The sequence below is a fragment of the Bacillus sp. SA1-12 genome, assembly GCF_000981385.1.
Taxonomy (GTDB): domain Bacteria; phylum Bacillota; class Bacilli; order Bacillales; family Bacillaceae; genus Metabacillus.
Window position 1 is genome coordinate 253,862 of the sequence record NZ_LATZ01000002.1, and the last position, 17,505, is coordinate 271,366.

The following is a 17,505-nucleotide window of genomic DNA, read 5'->3' on the forward strand; positions in this document are numbered from 1 at the left end:
AAAGGTCAAATTATACTATAGTCAAAGATGGTCAAAGAGATGATCATTTTCTTAACACTCATTGGTCAAAGAATGTCAAAGCATCTTATTTAGAGAACTATCCAAAAATACAAATAGAAATGAGGTTTTTTAAATGATATGTGAAAAATGCCATAAAAATAAAGCTACTATCAATTTAACTGTTCAATTTAATAAAGAAAGTGAACAAATAACATTGTGTCAGAATTGCTATTCAACATATAAACAGTCAATTCCTACAGGATTTACTGGTGGATTTTCAGCATTTCCATTTGATGAGTTCTTTAAAGGAATACAACCAAGTCAAGCATCTCAATTTACAAATCCTAACCCGCAAACCCAAGGCAGCGGTGGCGGAATATTAGATCAGCTTGGCCGCAACCTAACAAATGCAGCACGTGCGGGACTAATTGATCCAGTCATTGGTCGTGATGAGGAAGTTGACCGAGTCATTGAAATATTAAATCGCCGCAATAAAAACAACCCTGTTTTAATAGGTGAGCCAGGAGTTGGTAAAACAGCGGTTGTTGAAGGCCTTGCCTTAAAAATTGCAAATGGCACTGTACCATCTAAGCTTGCCAATAAAGAAGTATATCTTTTAGATGTTGCTTCCCTAGTTGCAAGTACAGGTATTAGAGGACAATTTGAAGAGCGCATGAAAAAACTTATTGAGGAGCTTCAACAGCGTAAAAACATCATTTTATTTATTGATGAAATTCATCAGCTTGTAGGTGCCGGTTCTGCAGAAGGCTCTATGGATGCAGGCAATATTTTAAAACCTGCGTTAGCCCGCGGTGAACTTCAAGTTGTTGGCGCAACAACACTTAAGGAATACCGAACAATTGAAAAGGATGCTGCTTTAGAACGCCGCTTTCAGCCAGTAATGGTTAACGAACCATCTCTCGAGCAAGCTGTAAACATTTTAAAAGGTCTTCAAGAGAAATATGAAAAGTATCACCATGTAACATACACAGAAGATGCAATCAATGCTTGTGTAGCATTATCACATCGCTATATTCAAGATCGCTTCTTACCAGATAAAGCAATTGACCTACTAGATGAAGCTGGTTCTAAAAAGAATTTAACGATTTTAAACGTTAATGAAGAAGAAATAAAAGAACATTTAGAACAGCTTTCTAAACAAAAGGAAGAAGCAACTAAAAATGAAAACTATGAATTAGCCGCTAAGTTAAGAGATGAAGAAAACCGTCTCGAAGCTCAATTAAGCCAAGAGGGAAATTCCGAAAAACCGACAGTTGATGTTGAGGATATTCAAGGAATTATTGAAAAGAAAACAGGCATACCTGTCGGAAAGCTTCAAGAAAATGAACAAGCAAAAATGAAACATTTAGAGAAGCGTCTATCGGAAAAAGTGATTGGTCAAGCTGAAGCAGTCAAAAAAGTCGCTAAAGCGATTAGAAGAAGCCGTGCCGGCTTAAAGCCTAAAACAAGACCAATAGGTTCCTTCCTATTTGTTGGACCAACAGGGGTAGGGAAAACGGAATTAACAAAAACACTTGCAGAAGAGTTATTCGGTTCCAAAGATGCAATGATTCGTCTAGACATGAGTGAATATATGGAGAAACATTCTGTTTCTAAAATTATCGGTTCACCACCAGGTTATGTCGGCCATGATGAAGCAGGTCAATTAACCGAAAAGGTTCGCCGAAACCCTTACAGTATCATCTTATTAGATGAAATTGAAAAAGCACACCCAGATGTTCAGCATATGTTCCTGCAAATTCTAGAGGACGGCCGTCTAACAGATAGCGGCGGACGCACGGTAAGCTTCAAAGATACAGTCATTATTATGACGAGTAATGCTGGGGTTGGAGAAAAACGTATCACTGTCGGTTTTGAAACGGCGTCAAATACTGCAGTTGAAGAAAGTCAGCTTTTACAATCACTGGGCTCTTTCTTTAAGCCTGAATTCTTAAACCGCTTTGATAATATTATTGAATTCTCTTCGCTTAAAAAGGACGACCTTAACAAGATTGTTACACTAATGCTTAATGAATTAGCTTCTGTTTTAGAAGAACAGGATATTACCTTAACCGTAACAGATAAGGCAAAAGAAAAACTTGCGATTTTAGGTTACCATCCATCATTTGGTGCAAGACCACTTCGTCGTATGATTCAAGAACATGTTGAAGATAAACTAACGGACCTTCTATTAGATGAAGAAGAAGTGACAAATGTAACAGTTGAAGTTGAAAATGATGAAATTGTCGTTAAAAAATAAAGAAATATGAGGCTGTCTCACACTGATGAGTCAGCCTCTTTTTTATATTTTATCAAACTAACAACCTGGAATATGGTAAAATTTCCTTATTACCAACGTACTTTAGCCTAAAGAGAGGAGAACTTACATGATTTTTTTTCGAAGATTCTTCACAAAAATCATTCAAATGAATAATTGGATTCTTATTCTTGCTACTTTGTCGTTAATTCTTAGCAGCAGTTATATCATTTATTTTATAGAACCAGGAACATTCAAGAATCCTTTTGAAGGCCTATGGTGGACGATGACAACCATTGCTACTGTAGGTTATGGTGATGTTTCCCCTGCATCTGTCAAAGGGAAGTTATTTGCGATGTTTTTGTATATTGTAGGAATTGGACTAATGACGATTTTCATCGGAAAAATAATTGATTTTTTTAGCATTCGAAAAAAGTTGAAGGAGGAGGGTAAATTGAAAATTACCGCGCGAGATCATATTATTTTAATTAACTGGACAAAAAAGGCTGAAATGACGTTGGAAGAACTCTTAAATACATTCCAAAATATACGAGTTGTTATTATTGATGAGAATCTTTCCAAAACTCCTATTTTCCATGAACAGGTTGATTTTGTTAATGGGAATCCAGCAAATATTGAAATTCTTCATCAAGCAAATTTACTTCAAAGTAAAACGGTCATGGTTTTTTCTCCAGATGGTCTAATGACAGCATCTCAAGCTGATGGTCATACACTGCTAATTGCCTCAATGATTGAAGGGGTTGGAAAACAGCATAAGCGAAACATATATACAATTTGTGAGGTATCAGATTCAAAACATATTAACGCATTTGTGCATGCAAATGTGGAAGAATTTATTACCCCTAATGACACGGCAGCAAATCTAGCAGCTCGGTCAATTCTTTTTAACGGAACTAGTGAAATTATTAGGCAGCTGACAAGTCTCCAAGGTTTTGACCTATATGCTATTCCAATAAAAGAAGAATGGAAGACATTTGCAGATGCAAGACTAGCCTTGGCAGATAAAGGAGCGCTCCTTATTTCCAATGGAAATGATTTATCAATAATTACTCAACTTAGTCGTCCCATCCCCCATGATGCAAAATTATTTATTGTTTGCAATCATTCTACTTATTTAGAGATCATTTCTTAAGCCTACATATAGAAGGCAATCGGATCTGCCTCTTGTCATGGTTGGCCCCTTTTGTACATAGATATGTAAAGAGGTGTTAACGATGATTAAATATTCAACTTTATTACTCTTTATCTCTTTCATTTTTCTCATTTTAAATGGATCTTCCATTGGATTTATCCTTTATCAAGAACGGCTCGGTGATCTGTTTGGGATCACCCTATTTTGTTGTACAAGTCTGCTAGGTGCTTTGCTTTCATCCATTGCTTTTGAAAACCAATCAACCTATTATTCCAATCTTTTTTTCTATTCTCATCTTGCTGTTACCCTTCTGCCCTTTTATTATTATGGAATCTCCGCCTTTTTAATGAAGTTGTAATATAACCCTAAGTCTTAAATGTCTAAGACACCTATATGAAATAAACTTCCTCCTTTCACCTGACGAAAAAGGGAAAATCCCCCTGTAGAATAATGGTAACAATAACAAGGATGGAGGAAGTAAGATGTATCCTAATGAATACGCTCTTAAAAAATTATATGATTTAAATAATGATGCTCTAGAAAAGAAATTTCATGAACAAAACAGTAGAAGATTTTATAAAAATAAACAAAAAGCTCCTTTAATAAAACGAATCATTACATTTATTTTTAAAGCACGGTAAAAGGCACCGTGTTTTCTTTTTGATCATATTTGTCTGTTAAGACTGTTATTTCAAATTTTTTTGCAATGAACAAATATGTGAATGATAAAGCTCATAATTATGAGATGCTATCGAAAGGTATGAGCAACTGGACATTGTAGTCTCCGCAGATGGAAAGCGGCTGCGGGGAAACCCAGAAGCCCCGCGGAAACCAAGCACCTGAGCGAAAATCCATATCCAAGCTTAAAACAACCATACTAAATACAACAATCTTTTGCAAAAGAGCTATAGCTAATAAGAAAATCCTAAAAAGTTACAAAAATTGACCGATATAAGTAATAAGAAAAATTTTTAGGAAAAATGGTGATTTACAATAGATAAAACTTCAATTATTGGACTGATTCTGGCCATCATTGCAGTTGGATTAGGAATGATAATGAAAGGTGTCAGCCCTGCTGTCTTAATTAATCCAGCTGCCTTATTAATTATTATTTTAGGAACAATTGCTGCTGTTACGATTGCTTTCCCTACTAACGTAATTAAAAAAGTTCCTAAGCTTTTCGGAATTATTTTCAAAGATCAAAAATCTCATTCCGTTGAAGAGTTAATCCCTATGTTTTCAGATTGGGCCCAAGTAGGTCGTAAAGAAGGATTACTTGCTTTAGAAGCAAAGCTTTCTGATATCGATGATCCATTTTTAAAAAATGGGTTGCTTATGGCTGTTGATGGCCAAAATGCAGAGTTTATTCGAGATGTAATGAGTGAAGAAATTGCAGCAATGGAGGAACGCCACCAAGCATCGGCAGCAATCTTTACACAAGCTGGTACATACGCTCCAACTCTTGGCGTACTTGGTGCTGTCCTTGGCTTAATTGCAGCCCTTTCACATATGGATAATACAGAAGAGTTGGGGAAGGCAATCGGTGCAGCGTTCGTTGCAACTATGATGGGTATTTTCACAGGATATGTCCTTTGGCATCCATTTGCTAATAAATTGAAACGGAAGTCTAAAGAAGAGGTAAAAGTTAAGGAAGTGATGATCAAAGGTGTCCTCTCCGTATTAGAAGGACAAGCGCCAAAAGCAATTTTAACAAAAGCTTTCTACTTACCTACCTGTTCATGAAAGAAAAAAATTAAACACTTCACTTATTAAGGGAGAGAGCGTAAATGGCTAGAAGGAAGAAACATAAGCACGATGAGGATCATGTGGATGAATCCTGGCTTGTTCCATATGCTGATTTATTAACGCTTGTTTTAGCCTTATTCATTGTTTTATTTGCGATGAGCTCTGTAGATGCTCAAAAATTCCAGCAAATTGCGAAAGTCTTTAATTCAACCTTTGCAGGCGGAACAGGTGTTTTGCATTACCCAAGTCCATCTCCCAGGGAGGAAATGAAGGAGCTGAATATCCAAGATGAACAAATGACAAAAGAAGCGGCTGTAGAAGCACAGGAACAATTAGAACAAGAAAAGCTTAAAGAAGTGCAAGATAAAATTAATACCTACATTAAAGAAAATAAACTTGAAACGAAATTAGAAACAACTCTTACCGATGAAGGGCTGCTTATTACCATATTGAATGATATCTTTTTTGACTCCGGTAAAGCTGAAATTCGTGAGAAGGACAAAAAGCTTGCGATCGAAATTTCTGAGCTCCTTGTCATGAATCCGCCCCGTAATATTATTGTGAGCGGACATACTGATAATGTTCCAATTAAAACATCCGATTTTGATTCTAATTGGCACTTAAGTGTCATGCGAGCCGTTAACTTTATGAAGCTGTTAGTTGAAAATGAAAAGCTGGATCCAAAGTCCTTTAGTGCTAAAGGCTTTGGCGAATACAAACCTGTTTCCACAAATGATTCAAAGGAAGGCAGACAAGAAAATAGACGTGTAGAAGTATTAATCCTTCCTTATGAGCAAAAGTAAGAACAAAAACGAACTCTAAAAAAGGGACTCCCTTTAAAAAACAAAATACGTAACCTCCTTGTCTCAGGTTCAATATCGTATGTTTTAGAAGGCAGACCCTTTTTCTTTCCTACTTGTTTAAAAGATCGTTTGCGTGATAACCTACTTTTTTAAGTAGCTCTGTGACCAAGTTTTTTTCCTCATCAGAAAGGACGCTTACAATTTCATTGATCCGCTCCTGATGCGGAGGGAAAATTTCTTCGATTAACTGCTTCCCTTTATCTGTAATTTGTGCATGTGTTACTCTTCGATCTTTTGGGCACGCTTTTCGAACAAGCAAGCCTTTTTGCTCTAACTTGTCCACTACGTAAGTAATACTCCCGCTTGCAAGTAAGATTTTCCCTCCTATTTGCTGCAAAGGTTGATCTCCTTTATGATAAAGAAGTTCTAATACTGCAAACTCTGTAGGGTTTAAATTAAATGTTGATATATGCTTATTTACGACATCATTTAATGCTCGATGTGCACGTGAAAGAACGATAAAGAACTTTAATGATTCTTCAATTTGATTTGATTTTTCCATTTAAACTCAATCCTTTTTAAATATCTTGAATTCAAAACAATTTTATTACTATAATAGAGGAACAATTGCCTTAAGTCAATGTTTTATATACATTGTTTACCAACTTTATGATGAATGGCAGATGCTATCTGTATAATTATTATCTTATACAATTACATAATTGACTATAATTTGAAGATAATTTGTGTGATTTAAACTAAAAAAGTATCCATTACAATTGCCTATTCATATACTATTGCCAACAACCATTACCCAATTCTAAGTAAGATTCCCATTTACCAGTCATGTCATCTTTATCAAAATATCTGCATAGAATTTTATACATTGTTTCAATTTTGAATATTTCCGCGCTATAATAATTCATGTGAATGAATTATTATTAAAGGTATTATCATTCAAAGGAGCAAACAAATATGTCTGGCGTTTTATTAGGTAGTATTTTATCCGCATTATCTACAGGGTTAGGAGCTCTCCCTATTTTATTTTTACAAGGCTCAATCACCCACCGCTGGCGTGATATCTTATTAGCGTTTACTGCTGGCATTATGATGACAGCTGCAATGCTTGGGTTAATACCAGAGTCATTAAAATATGGCGGTGTAATGGAAGTATCCATTGGTTTATTTTTAGGTGTGCTTATCTTAACAACATTGGAAAAGGCAATTCCACACATTGATTTAGAACATACCCGAAGCGGAATTAAATTTGACGAAAAAGCGATGCTGATAATCGCAGCGATTACTTTGCATAATTTACCTGAGGGGTTATCGGTTGGGGTTAGCTATGCTTCTGATATTAGCGATACTGGAAACTTAATCGCATTTGCGATTGGCTTACAAAATGCACCAGAAGGCTTTTTAGTAGCCTTGTTTTTAATAAATCAGAATATCAGAAAAGCGAAAGCCTTTTTAATTGCCACAGCTACCGGAGCCGTTGAAATTGTTGCATCCCTGCTTGGTTTTTACCTAACAAATATTGTAGGTTTTCTCGTCCCATATGGTCTTTCCTTCGCAGCAGGTGCTATGCTGTTTATTATCTATAAAGAACTTATCCCTGAAAGTCATGGTGATGGAAATGAACGAAATGCAACCTATTCATTTATCATCGGGATCTTATTTATGGTGATCTTAATTAATAGCTTTTAACAAAAGTCTATAAAATACTCACAAAGAATGAGGCTGTCTATAAGGGTCCCCCTTTTAGACAGCCTCTTTGCGGTGAAAATCAGATTTTACCCCAATGTTTAATGGCAGTAAAGCTCTAACTTCAAGATGTAAGTGAAACTATGATGAATGACGGGCTTAACTGCCCGTTATGAACCGATAAGTCTCGCTACACCATCAGCAGGAAAACTACCTGCTGATAGAAGGCTCGCTTTATCCCATCTTAACGGGCAGTAAAAATCATACTTAACGTTTTCAATTTGACTATGTAGATTAGTAAAGGAATACTATCCGTAATGATCCGATAAGGCTCGCTACACCATCAGCAGGAAAACCACCTGCTGATAGAAGGCTCGCTTTATCCCATCTTAACGGGCAGTAAAAATTATTCATGCTTTCATAAATTCTATGGTAGATAAGTGAAGGAAAACTTTCCGTAATGATCCGATAAGGCTCGCTTTATTTTTCAATAAACTGAAGTTTAAAATTGTCAGACAGCGTCCACATTTTCATTGTGTGAACAAATTCATAAAAAGGTCCTGTTGTGCTTGCTTTTTCTTCTAAAAGGATTTGTTGATATTTATTTATAAGCATGTCCAAATCTTGACTACACTTTATAGCTGAATCACTTGTATAGCCCTCTGTATTTGCAGTTTCTATCATTTCTTGTCTCTTATTGTTAATCGTTTCAAGAAGCTTTGCTTTTAATCGATCGCGATTCATCGAGAGCCCTCCTTGTATTTAGGTAAGCTTTATTTAAATATTCCTTTAGACAAAACTTACTTACTGAGTAGTATTACAGATTTTGCCAAGTTTGTAAATACTTTTGCAAATTTTGACAATCTTTCACCGCTATACATTGACATTTTTAACGATCCTCTTTTATTTTTCTTGATAATCTATTCCCATTAGATTCCATATTTAAACTCATTTTATAAATAATGTATTTTGAAAGAAAGCATGTTTTTTGTAACGCTGGTTAGACTATACAAAAATCAGTTTATCCGCTGGGTACAAGCAGGATATAGCAAGGAGACATGTGTATGAAAATGTTTCTATTACTCGGAGCCCTATTAACAACAACTTTACCGCCTGTAGAAGTAAATTTAGCAAACAAACAACAAGCTCCTGAGGAAAAACATGTTGCGATTGTTATTGATGACTTTGGAAATGGTATGAAAGGCTCTGAGGAAATATTGTCATTACCCATCCCCCTTACTATCGCTGTCATGCCTTTTCTTTCAACAACTGAAAAGGACGCAAACCTTGCCTTTGAAAAAGGGCATGAAGTGATTGTGCATCTTCCAATGGAGCCATTACATGGTAAGAAAAGCTGGCTGGGACCTGGTGCAATTACAACAGATTTATCAAATAACGAAGTGAAAGAACGAGTGAATACAGCAATTGATGCTGTTCCACATGCAGTAGGAATGAACAATCATATGGGATCAAAGGTGACAGCAGATCAACGTATCATGAGAATCATTTTGGAGGTTTGCAAAGAAAGAGGCTTATATTATTTAGACAGTAAAACAACTAGTAAAAGTGTAGCAGCAGATCTGGCAATGGAACTCAAGGTACCGTATTTAGAAAACGAGATGTTTTTTGATGAACAATATACCATCGCTCATATAACAAAACAAGCAAATCTTCTAATGAATAAAATAGCAAAGGATAACGAAATTATTGCCATTGGCCATGTTGGAATTGCAGGAGAAAAAACAGCTTCTGTGCTTAAGCAATATATCCCCATGGTCAAGCAAAAAGCCGAAGCTGTTACACTTTCAAAATTATTTATTGATCCTGAAGAAGTGACAGACTTAGATTAATGAAAAATTAGGGAATTTTTCATTACTGTTGCATTTTTGTTAATTTCTTCATATACTATTTTTATATTATTGATCGAAAGGGTGAATGTTGAAGCAATGAAGTTCTAATCTTTTTCTTAGGCCATTATATTCAATCATTTGAAATATAACGAAACCTAGAGAAATTGGATTAGTCTGCCATTCTTCAACATATACACTGGATTAACAAAAATTGATTACTATTAACTCAATTTTGTTTATATTCTTATGTATAATTTGGCATGTCAAATCTCTCTAGGCTTTATAGGGAGGTTTTTTTATGTTTATTTTGCAAGCAAGAAATGTGAAAAAGTATTTTGGAGAAAAAGTCGTTTTAGACAATCTTTCATTTGATCTAAATAAAGGTGAGCGAATCGGACTTGTTGGTCCCAACGGAGCCGGAAAAACAACCTTAGCAAACATCTTATACGGAAACTTAGCACCTGATGAAGGAAGTCTAAGAAGAGACCATAATCTAAGGATAGGATATCTGCTTCAATCAGTTGATTATTCCATAAATGACTTTAATCATTTATCCGCTGATTTTCTTGAACGTGCAAGTGAATTAGGTCTAAATAAAGTACATTATTGGCATCAGGAACGACTTAATCATTTAAGCGGCGGAGAAAAATTAAAAATTGCATTAGCGCAAATCTGGTCGTCAAATCCCGATATTCTTATTTTAGATGAACCAACCAATCATCTTGACTTTCAAGGAGTCAATTGGTTAATTAGCCAGCTTGAAAATTTCCGGGGTACCGTCATCATCATTTCACATGACCGATTTTTCTTAGATAAAACTGTTACCAAAATATTTGACTTAGACCATGGTAAATTAACGGAATACAATGGTAATTATTCCGCTTATCGTAAAGAAAAGAAGAAGCGTTATGAAGACCAATTACATCAATATGAAGTTCAACAAAAATATAAAGCAAATGTGGAAGGCCAAATCAACCAATTACAACAATGGTCTGGAAAAGCGCATCGAACTATGCGAGATCAAGAGGGCTTTAAAGAATATCATGGAGTAAAAGCAAAGAAGCTTGATAAAGCAATTAAATCAAAAATGAAGCGATTGAATAAAGAACTTGAAAAAAATAAAATTGAAAAACCTGAAGAAGAGAAAAAAGTTCGCTTTCAATTTGAATCGAACAGAAAACGAGGAAAGAGAATTGTTGAAGCTAAACATCTTTCTAAAATGTTCGAAGATAGGTACCTTTTTAAAGACAGTCATTTTTATGTAAATTATGGCGAGCGAATTGGGATTGTCGGGCCAAACGGATCTGGGAAAACGACCTTCCTAAACATGCTATTAGATAAAGAAACGATAACAGCTGGTGAATTAATAAAAAGTCCTTCATTAAAAATCGCCTACTTAAGCCAGGATGTTGCCGATATGCCACTGCCTCAAACTGGAATCGAGGCATTGCAGATTACTGAAAAAGAAAAGCTGTTTCAAGCGAGAACAATCCTTGCAAACATGGGGATGAAAGCAGATAAAATATCGCAACAAATCGGGACACTCAGCCTAGGTGAACGTACCAGGATTAAACTGACCAATATGTTATTGAGCGAGTATGACTTATTGATATTAGATGAACCGACCAATCATTTAGATTTAGCTAGCCGTGAGCAATTAGAGGATACCTTAAGCGAGTTTTCCGGAACGATCCTCATTGTTTCTCACGATTATTATTTTATAAATAAACTTTGTGATAAACTTCTCGTCATCAAAGATCAAAAAATGACACGAGTTGAAATGAATCTGGAGCAATACGAATTAAAAAAACAGCAAAAAACAACCCTAAGCAAACAGCAATTGGAAGAGGAATTAATGAGAATAAATACTGAAATTTCTGCTGTGCTTGGTGAATTAAGCATGCTAACGCCAGAAGCAAAAAAATATAGAGAGCTAGATGCTGCATTTAAAACTCTGACGAAAAGAAAACGTGAAGTAAATAAACAACTTGGTTATCGATAAAATGAGCTTCATTTCCCTTTACGATCCGAATTAATGGCTATTAAATGTTTAATGAACATTAAATAGAAAAAGCGTGGAGGTCAAGCATGATCTCTACGCTTTTTTTCTATTATTTATTATTTACTTCTTCTTGATAAGGTTGTGCAACCCATCCCTCTGTTTCAATGAATAACCGAACAGCTACAACTTGGCGATCGTCCATCAATGTGAAGAAATGAGGATTTCCTTCAGGTACAGAAATAACATCCCCAGCTTCAAGCTCTACATCAAAATAACCTGTTTCTTCATCACCTTTGATGATAAAAATCCCATGTCCCGCAGTAATTGCTCGAACTTCATCTTCTGTATGTGTATGTACTTGTTCAAATTTTTTTAGCAAGTCCTCTAAGTTTGGTGTAGCATCTGATAATGCAACAATATCCCAGGTTTTATAACCTCTTCTCTCAGCTAAATCTTCAATTTCTTCTTTGTAGGTTGTCAAAATTTCTTCTTTTTCTTGATCAGTCAATACAAATTTATCCTTTAAAGCCTCAGGAAGTTTTTTCATATCCCAATGTTCATATAATACACCTTGTTTTTCTAAAAAGCTTAAAACATTGTCATGACCTTCAATTACTTCTTTTGTATTTCGGACTTTAATAACTGCCATTTTCCTTCTCCTCCATTTTAATAAGTTTGTTTATTTAATAGACATATAGCTATTTGTCATTACGCCATAAGTTTTTTGTATGTAAGAAGCTTTAAATGATAGGAAATCAAAAATTCACTAGCTTCTAAATATTTTTTTGCTTCCAATGCATTTCTCCCCCATACAGTAATCCCGTGATTTCTTATTAAAACAGCGCCAGCATCTTCGTTTACAAATTGGGTGAATTCAGCTGCCAGGGTCGGAATATGGGCATGATTATAAATAATTGGGATTGTAAATTCTGCATCTTCTTCCCACAATCCATATGCCTTAATAATTTCCACCCCTTTAAACGTAATACTGCCTTTGTCACCATAGAGTTCAGAAATGACATTATTGTCAACAGTATGAACATGCAGGCTGCAGCCGGCATTTGTTTTGTTAAAAACCTCCACGTGCAGAAGCGTCTCCGCAGAAGGCTTTAAATGAGTGTTCTCAACTGGCAGACCTTGGCTATCTACAAGCAGGAAATCTTCTTTTGTTTCCTTCGTTTTATCCTTCCCGCTAGCCGTTACAAGAAAGCTGAGGGGTTGCTCATCAACCTTTATTGCTAAATTGCCGCTAGTGCCAGGAAACCAATCACGGTTAGCTAACTCTCTTTTTATATCAGCAAGCTCTTCCCATCTTTGTTCCAAAAGGCTCATGCTTTCACCTCCTCAAGAGAATCTAACACATCAATCACATCATAAAAGGTTGTAAACGGTCGATGCGGCAGCCGTAAGTCTTTCGATTTTTCCAATAATAAATCCCTGGCTATCACAAGATCTGCCAGCTTTGCAGCTTGTAAATCTGTTATTGAATCGCCAATGACTATTTTGCTTTGTTCACTGTCTGTTAACCGCTTAATAAGGGAAGGTTTACAGCAGCCGCAATCATTTTTACATGTTTCATCACAGCTATGCGGCCATTCAATATGGATCATTTCTTGTGAAAAATCGGCTCTGTTACAATAAATATGCTTCTCATCCACTAATCCGTTAAGGAGCGGATAAACGAAAAAATCGATTCCTCCGCTTACGATGTATAGTGGGAGATGGTTATCTTTCGTATATTGGACAAATTCTTTAAAACCTGAGCGAATTTTTGCATGGTTTAAAATAAATTCGATAATGTCATTTTTTAATGAAGAAGGCAGCAGCTTAAACATGCTGCCAACACCTTCTTTTACCGATATCCTTTGTGAGAGAACCCCATCTTTTAGCTCATTCCATTCAGGCGGAGCAAATCTTTTCATGATCGCAATAATATTATCCGTCTCCGTGATCGTTCCATCAAAATCACATATGATTGCTTTATTTATCATTTGCTCACCTCTTTAACACCCCAGAGGTCAATCGCAATTTTTAGATCAACACTTTCAGTTGCCGCTTCATGCAAGGAAGCACCAGAAAGCACAGCATCAATAGCCGCACGAAATGCCCTGCCGCCTCCGATTGCTCCGTTTGGATGACCGTGAACTCCGCCGCCTGCATTAATCACCGAATCCTTACCAAAATCATGGATCAAAAGCGGTACAAGTCCCGGATGAATGCCCGCGGAAGGCACAGGGAATGATTGACGATATGTTTCCTCTTTTAAACAATTAGCAGCAATCCCTAACGCTTCATCACGATCCAATGCAACACTTCCGTAAGGTGATGGGAATAAAGAAAAATCTGCTCCAGCAACACGCAAAAGTTTTCCTAGCAAAAGCGGGCTTGAAAAGCCGTAAAGACTTGAAGCTGTTGAGGCTCCGCTAACAGCTGGATGCGCCATAATTGGAATCGAAATATCCGGATCTTCAGCTAAGCTTTGAAGCACATCAAGACCATATGCAAAGACATTGAATAATAACACATTCGCCCCAAGCTCAACAGCACGCTTTGCTTTATCTTTTAAGTCGAATGTTTTTCCTGATAAATTGACCGCATATAATGCTTTGTGGCCTGTTTCTTCAAAAACATTTCGCAACACTTCTCTACCTGCGATAAGTCGATTTTCGAATGGTGTTAAAGGATTATCAAACAATATCTCATCATCTTTGACTAAGTCGACTCCGCCCATCACCTGCTGTTTTAGCTGATCCTTCAGATACGTAAGGTCTCTCCCAATCACGCCTTTAAAAATACTCATCAACAGTGGTCTGTCATAGACACCTAGTAAATCGCGAATCCCAGAAACACCAAATTTAGGTCCAGGAAAAGCCTTTTTGATTTCATCTGAAAATTCTAAATCTATTAACTTAACTTCTCCGTCCAGTGAAAGCTTTCCAAATACAGTTGTTAAAATGGCTGGAAGATCATGACTGTAATTCAAACTAGGATAAGCTATTTTCAGCTTCCCTATCGTCACTGGTTTTCCTAAATAGTGATTTGTTTTTTCACAATGATCTAGCTGGCTGATTTCTAATACTCGGCCTTTATGTGCTTTTAACTGTTCCTGTTCTAACAATGGTAGATCTGTCCAGGATCCGACTGTTAAACCTAATGCAATCCCTTCAGCCTTTTTATTTAAATCTCCTTTAGCATCATGAACAAGATAAGTAGCAATTACTTCACTCACTTAAAACCCTACTTTCCTAATACACTTCTATTTTTCTGAATTTTTTTATTTATCTTTCTAATAGTAACACTTTTTATAATGGCCTGCTTCTAAAACCAATCTTAGTTTTTGAATATTTATAGCAAAAAAACAAAAAAGCCTCCTCGATACTCATAGATATCGAAGAGGCTGTTACAAGCATGAATAACAAGCATATCTCCTTATCTATCAGCATAACTGCTGCAAGAATTAGCACCGTGCTTAAATTAAATCTTAAGTCGGTTGCCGGGCTTCATAGGGCTAGTCCCTCCACCTGCTCTTGATAAGAACGAAACGTTCATAATAATCATTAAATTTTGTGAAATTACTAAGGATTATGACAGAAGATTTTCCAACTGTCAATAATGATTTTTTAAAACAGGTTTAATGCCTTTATTCGCTCAGCAGCTTCCGCCAGTCTTTCTTTAGAAGTTAAAAGACCGACCCTTACGTAGCCTTCACCATGTTCACCAAAACCGATCCCTGGCGCAACAACAACATGCGCCCTCTCTAATAAATAATCAGCGAAAGCCTCTGATGATTCAAACTGACTTGGCACTCGCAGCCAAGCAAAGAAAGAACCTGCTGGAGCCGTTACATCCCAACCAATCTCTTTCAACGCATTTATAAAAACATTTCTCCGTGATTCATAAAGGGCATTTAACTCTTCAACACATGATTGCGAGCTTAATAAAGCCTGTGCAGCCGCCTCCTGGATCGCACTAAAAACACTAACATACAGATGATCCTGTAAAAGGTTGAGCGCCTCGATAACAGAAGGATTCCCGACTGCAAATGCAATCCGCCATCCTGCCATGTTAAAGGATTTCGAAAAGGTATAGATTTCAATACCTACATCTTTTGCCCCATTTGTTTGCAAAAAGCTCATTGGACGCTTACCGTCAAATCCTATAGCTCCATATGCAAAATCATGAACAACACAAATATCATTCTTTCCCGCAAATTTTACTGTCTCTTCAAAAAATTCCTTTGTAGCAGTAGCTCCTGTTGGATTGTTTGGATAATTTAAAAACATCAGTTTTGCTTGTTTTACCGCTTCTTTTGATAAGCTATGATAATCAGGCAAAAATTGATTTTCACTAATGAGCGGCATCATTTCCATTTTTGCCCGGGCAAGCTCCACGCCTGACCAATAATCAGGATAGCCTGGGTCTGGTACAAGTACAACATCACCAGGATTTAACAAACATTGCGGAACCTCAACAAGACCTGCCTTTCCTCCGAAGAGAATTGCCACCTCTGTTTCCGGCTCGATTTCCACTCCATACTCCCGTTTATAAAAGGCTGCAACTGCTTCTTTTAGGAACAATTGCCCCCGGAAAGGCGAATATTTATGATAAGCCGGATTTTCTACCGCTTTCTGCATCGCTTTAACAATATGATCTGGTGTGGGCTGATCGGGATTTCCTTGACCTAAATTGATAACATCATGTCCTTGTTCAACGATTTTGTTAACCTTTGCAACAAGACTAGCAAAAAATTGCTTTGGCAATGACTTTAATAGATGTGATTGTTCATAGTTTTTCATTTTAACACCTACTCAAAAAATTCTTGAAATTCTAGTCACAAATCATATATTGTTAGAATCAACTTGTAAAGTAAAATTTTTAAAATGAAGGTGTGATTTGAATGAAACCTATCATAACTTGCATACAATTAGATATTAAATATGGCAATCCATCATTTAATTATCGACAAGTAGAGGAAAAAGTGGCAGCGATTGTTGAAAAAGAGAAACCTTCAATTATTGTTCTTCCTGAATTATGGACAACAGGATATGATTTAACGCGTTTAAATGAAATTGCCGATGAAGAAGGGATACAAACAAGAAAATTTATTAGCGAACTGGCTAAAAAATTTCAAGTTAACATCGTTGGAGGCTCTGTAGCTAAAAAGGTGGACGATCAAATAACAAACACAATGTACATTTTCGATCACCAAGGGAAATTGGTTAACGAGTATAGTAAACTCCATTTATTTAAATTAATGGATGAACATCATTACTTATCAGCGGGATCTAAAACAGGTTTGTTTAACATCGCTGACATACCATGTGCTGGTGTAATCTGCTATGATATTCGTTTTCCTGAATGGATTCGCGCCCATACAACAAGAGGAGCCGAAATATTATTTGTTGTTGCAGAATGGCCGCTGCCGCGACTCCATCACTGGAGAACATTGTTATTAAGTCGCGCTATTGAAAACCAGTGCTATGTTGTAGCATGCAATCGAGCCGGCTCTGATCCAAATAATGAATTCGCCGGTCATTCTATGATTATTGATCCATGGGGAACGGTCATTGCAGAAGCAGACGAAAAAGCCGGATCTATCTCAGCAGTGATCGATGATGAAATGGTTAAAAAAGTTAGAAGCCAAATCCCAGTCTTTGATGACAGATTACCTGAATTTTATCATTGATTTTTTGAAAATAGTGTTGACAAATTTCATAAATCATTGGTAACATGCTAATCAAACGTTCTATTTTTCTTAAAATCTTAAATGTTCTGAATTAACATACTTTAAAACATTAATTTCATAATGTTTAACAAGATTGATCTCTTATCAAGAGTTGGCAGAGGGACTTGGCCCAATGAAGCCGCAGCAACCGACCATACTACCATTGCAAAATGGGGTGAAATGAGTTCACCTTGGATTTTATCCAGTAGGGCACGGTGCTAATTCCATCAGAAAGTATATCTTTCTGACAGATGAGAGGTGCGAA

At 36.4% G+C, this 17,505-nt stretch carries 16 protein-coding genes, 1 pseudogene and 2 riboswitches; of the genes and pseudogenes, 10 read left to right on the top strand and 7 right to left on the bottom strand.

The genetic code is table 11. The features are described from left to right. Positions 1 to 133: 133 nt before the first annotated feature. The 6 genes and pseudogenes from WQ54_RS02410 to motB all read left to right on the top strand — a co-directional run bounded on the left by WQ54_RS02410 (position 134) and on the right by motB (position 5,959). Complete coding sequence (locus WQ54_RS02410) at positions 134 to 2,260, top strand: ATP-dependent Clp protease ATP-binding subunit (protein ID WP_046511546.1); 2,127 nt, start codon at positions 134 to 136, stop codon at positions 2,258 to 2,260. A 127-nt stretch (positions 2,261 to 2,387) separates the two neighbouring features. Continuing rightward, entirely contained in the window at positions 2,388 to 3,410 is a 1,023-nt protein-coding gene (locus WQ54_RS02415; RefSeq protein WP_046511549.1) for a potassium channel family protein, read from the top strand. Positions 3,411 to 3,492: 82 nt separating this feature from the next. Further along, positions 3,493 to 3,768: a hypothetical protein gene (locus WQ54_RS02420; protein WP_046511553.1), complete on the top strand. Its 276-nt coding sequence runs from the start codon at positions 3,493 to 3,495 to the stop codon at positions 3,766 to 3,768. Between the two features lie 124 nt (positions 3,769 to 3,892). Next, positions 3,893 to 4,051 (top strand): hypothetical protein, encoded by a 159-nt coding sequence (locus WQ54_RS33325; protein ID WP_156177634.1) that lies wholly within the window; start codon positions 3,893 to 3,895, stop codon positions 4,049 to 4,051. A gap of 352 nt (positions 4,052 to 4,403) precedes the next feature. Next, positions 4,404 to 5,205, top strand: a pseudogene (motA, locus tag WQ54_RS02425) (flagellar motor stator protein MotA). Continuing rightward, on the top strand, positions 5,198 to 5,959 hold the full coding sequence (gene motB, locus WQ54_RS02430) for a flagellar motor protein MotB (RefSeq protein ID WP_046511556.1): 762 nt from the start codon (positions 5,198 to 5,200) through the stop codon (positions 5,957 to 5,959). Before motA ends, motB begins: the two are co-directional and overlap by 8 nt. Positions 5,960 to 6,068: 109 nt before the next feature. Here the strand turns inward: motB and WQ54_RS02435 are convergent, their stop codons facing one another. Beyond that, positions 6,069 to 6,521, bottom strand: coding sequence for a MarR family winged helix-turn-helix transcriptional regulator (locus WQ54_RS02435; protein ID WP_046511561.1), 453 nt, complete (start codon positions 6,519 to 6,521; stop codon positions 6,069 to 6,071). 413 nt (positions 6,522 to 6,934) lie between these two features. On the opposite strand from WQ54_RS02435, the gene WQ54_RS02440 reads away from it, so the two are divergent. Further along, entirely contained in the window at positions 6,935 to 7,666 is a 732-nt protein-coding gene (locus tag WQ54_RS02440) for a ZIP family metal transporter (RefSeq protein ID WP_046511563.1), read from the top strand. Positions 7,667 to 8,143: 477 nt separating this feature from the next. Here WQ54_RS02440 and WQ54_RS02445 read toward each other — a convergent pair whose 3' ends face one another. Then, positions 8,144 to 8,407: an aspartyl-phosphate phosphatase Spo0E family protein gene (locus WQ54_RS02445; RefSeq protein ID WP_046511566.1), complete on the bottom strand. Its 264-nt coding sequence runs from the start codon at positions 8,405 to 8,407 to the stop codon at positions 8,144 to 8,146. Between the two features lie 320 nt (positions 8,408 to 8,727). Between WQ54_RS02445 and WQ54_RS02450 the strand changes: the two genes are divergently transcribed. Beyond that, entirely contained in the window at positions 8,728 to 9,513 is a 786-nt protein-coding gene (locus WQ54_RS02450) for a divergent polysaccharide deacetylase family protein (RefSeq protein ID WP_046511569.1), read from the top strand. Positions 9,514 to 9,811: 298 nt separating this feature from the next. Further along, positions 9,812 to 11,515, top strand: coding sequence for a ribosomal protection-like ABC-F family protein (gene abc-f, locus WQ54_RS02455; protein WP_046511572.1), 1,704 nt, complete (start codon positions 9,812 to 9,814; stop codon positions 11,513 to 11,515). 109 nt (positions 11,516 to 11,624) lie between these two features. Here the strand turns inward: abc-f and WQ54_RS02460 are convergent, their stop codons facing one another. From WQ54_RS02460 to WQ54_RS02480, 5 genes are all read right to left on the bottom strand, one after another. Then, complete coding sequence (locus tag WQ54_RS02460) at positions 11,625 to 12,164, bottom strand: acireductone dioxygenase (protein ID WP_046511576.1); 540 nt, start codon at positions 12,162 to 12,164, stop codon at positions 11,625 to 11,627. A gap of 59 nt (positions 12,165 to 12,223) precedes the next feature. Continuing rightward, entirely contained in the window at positions 12,224 to 12,847 is a 624-nt protein-coding gene (locus WQ54_RS02465; protein ID WP_046511579.1) for a methylthioribulose 1-phosphate dehydratase, read from the bottom strand. Further along, a complete protein-coding gene (locus WQ54_RS02470; RefSeq protein WP_046511581.1) occupies positions 12,844 to 13,506 on the bottom strand; it encodes a 2-hydroxy-3-keto-5-methylthiopentenyl-1-phosphate phosphatase in 663 nt (220 codons plus the stop codon). The genes WQ54_RS02465 and WQ54_RS02470 overlap by 4 nt, the downstream gene beginning before the upstream one ends. Beyond that, on the bottom strand, positions 13,503 to 14,744 hold the full coding sequence (gene mtnW / locus WQ54_RS02475; protein WP_046511584.1) for a 2,3-diketo-5-methylthiopentyl-1-phosphate enolase: 1,242 nt from the start codon (positions 14,742 to 14,744) through the stop codon (positions 13,503 to 13,505). Before mtnW ends, WQ54_RS02470 begins: the two co-directional genes overlap by 4 nt. 197 nt (positions 14,745 to 14,941) lie before the next feature. After that, positions 14,942 to 15,052: riboswitch (SAM riboswitch) on the bottom strand. 83 nt (positions 15,053 to 15,135) lie between these two features. Next, the gene (locus WQ54_RS02480; RefSeq protein WP_046511587.1) at positions 15,136 to 16,311 is read right to left on the bottom strand and encodes a pyridoxal phosphate-dependent aminotransferase; all 1,176 of its coding nucleotides are present in this window, start codon (positions 16,309 to 16,311) and stop codon (positions 15,136 to 15,138) included. A 101-nt stretch (positions 16,312 to 16,412) separates the two neighbouring features. Between WQ54_RS02480 and WQ54_RS02485 the strand changes: the two genes are divergently transcribed. Next, positions 16,413 to 17,201 carry a carbon-nitrogen family hydrolase gene (locus WQ54_RS02485; RefSeq protein ID WP_046511589.1) on the top strand — a complete coding sequence of 263 codons (789 nt, stop codon included), beginning with the start codon at positions 16,413 to 16,415 and terminating at the stop codon, positions 17,199 to 17,201. Between the two features lie 138 nt (positions 17,202 to 17,339). After that, positions 17,340 to 17,498, top strand: a riboswitch (SAM riboswitch). The last annotated feature ends 7 nt before the right edge of the window (positions 17,499 to 17,505 follow it).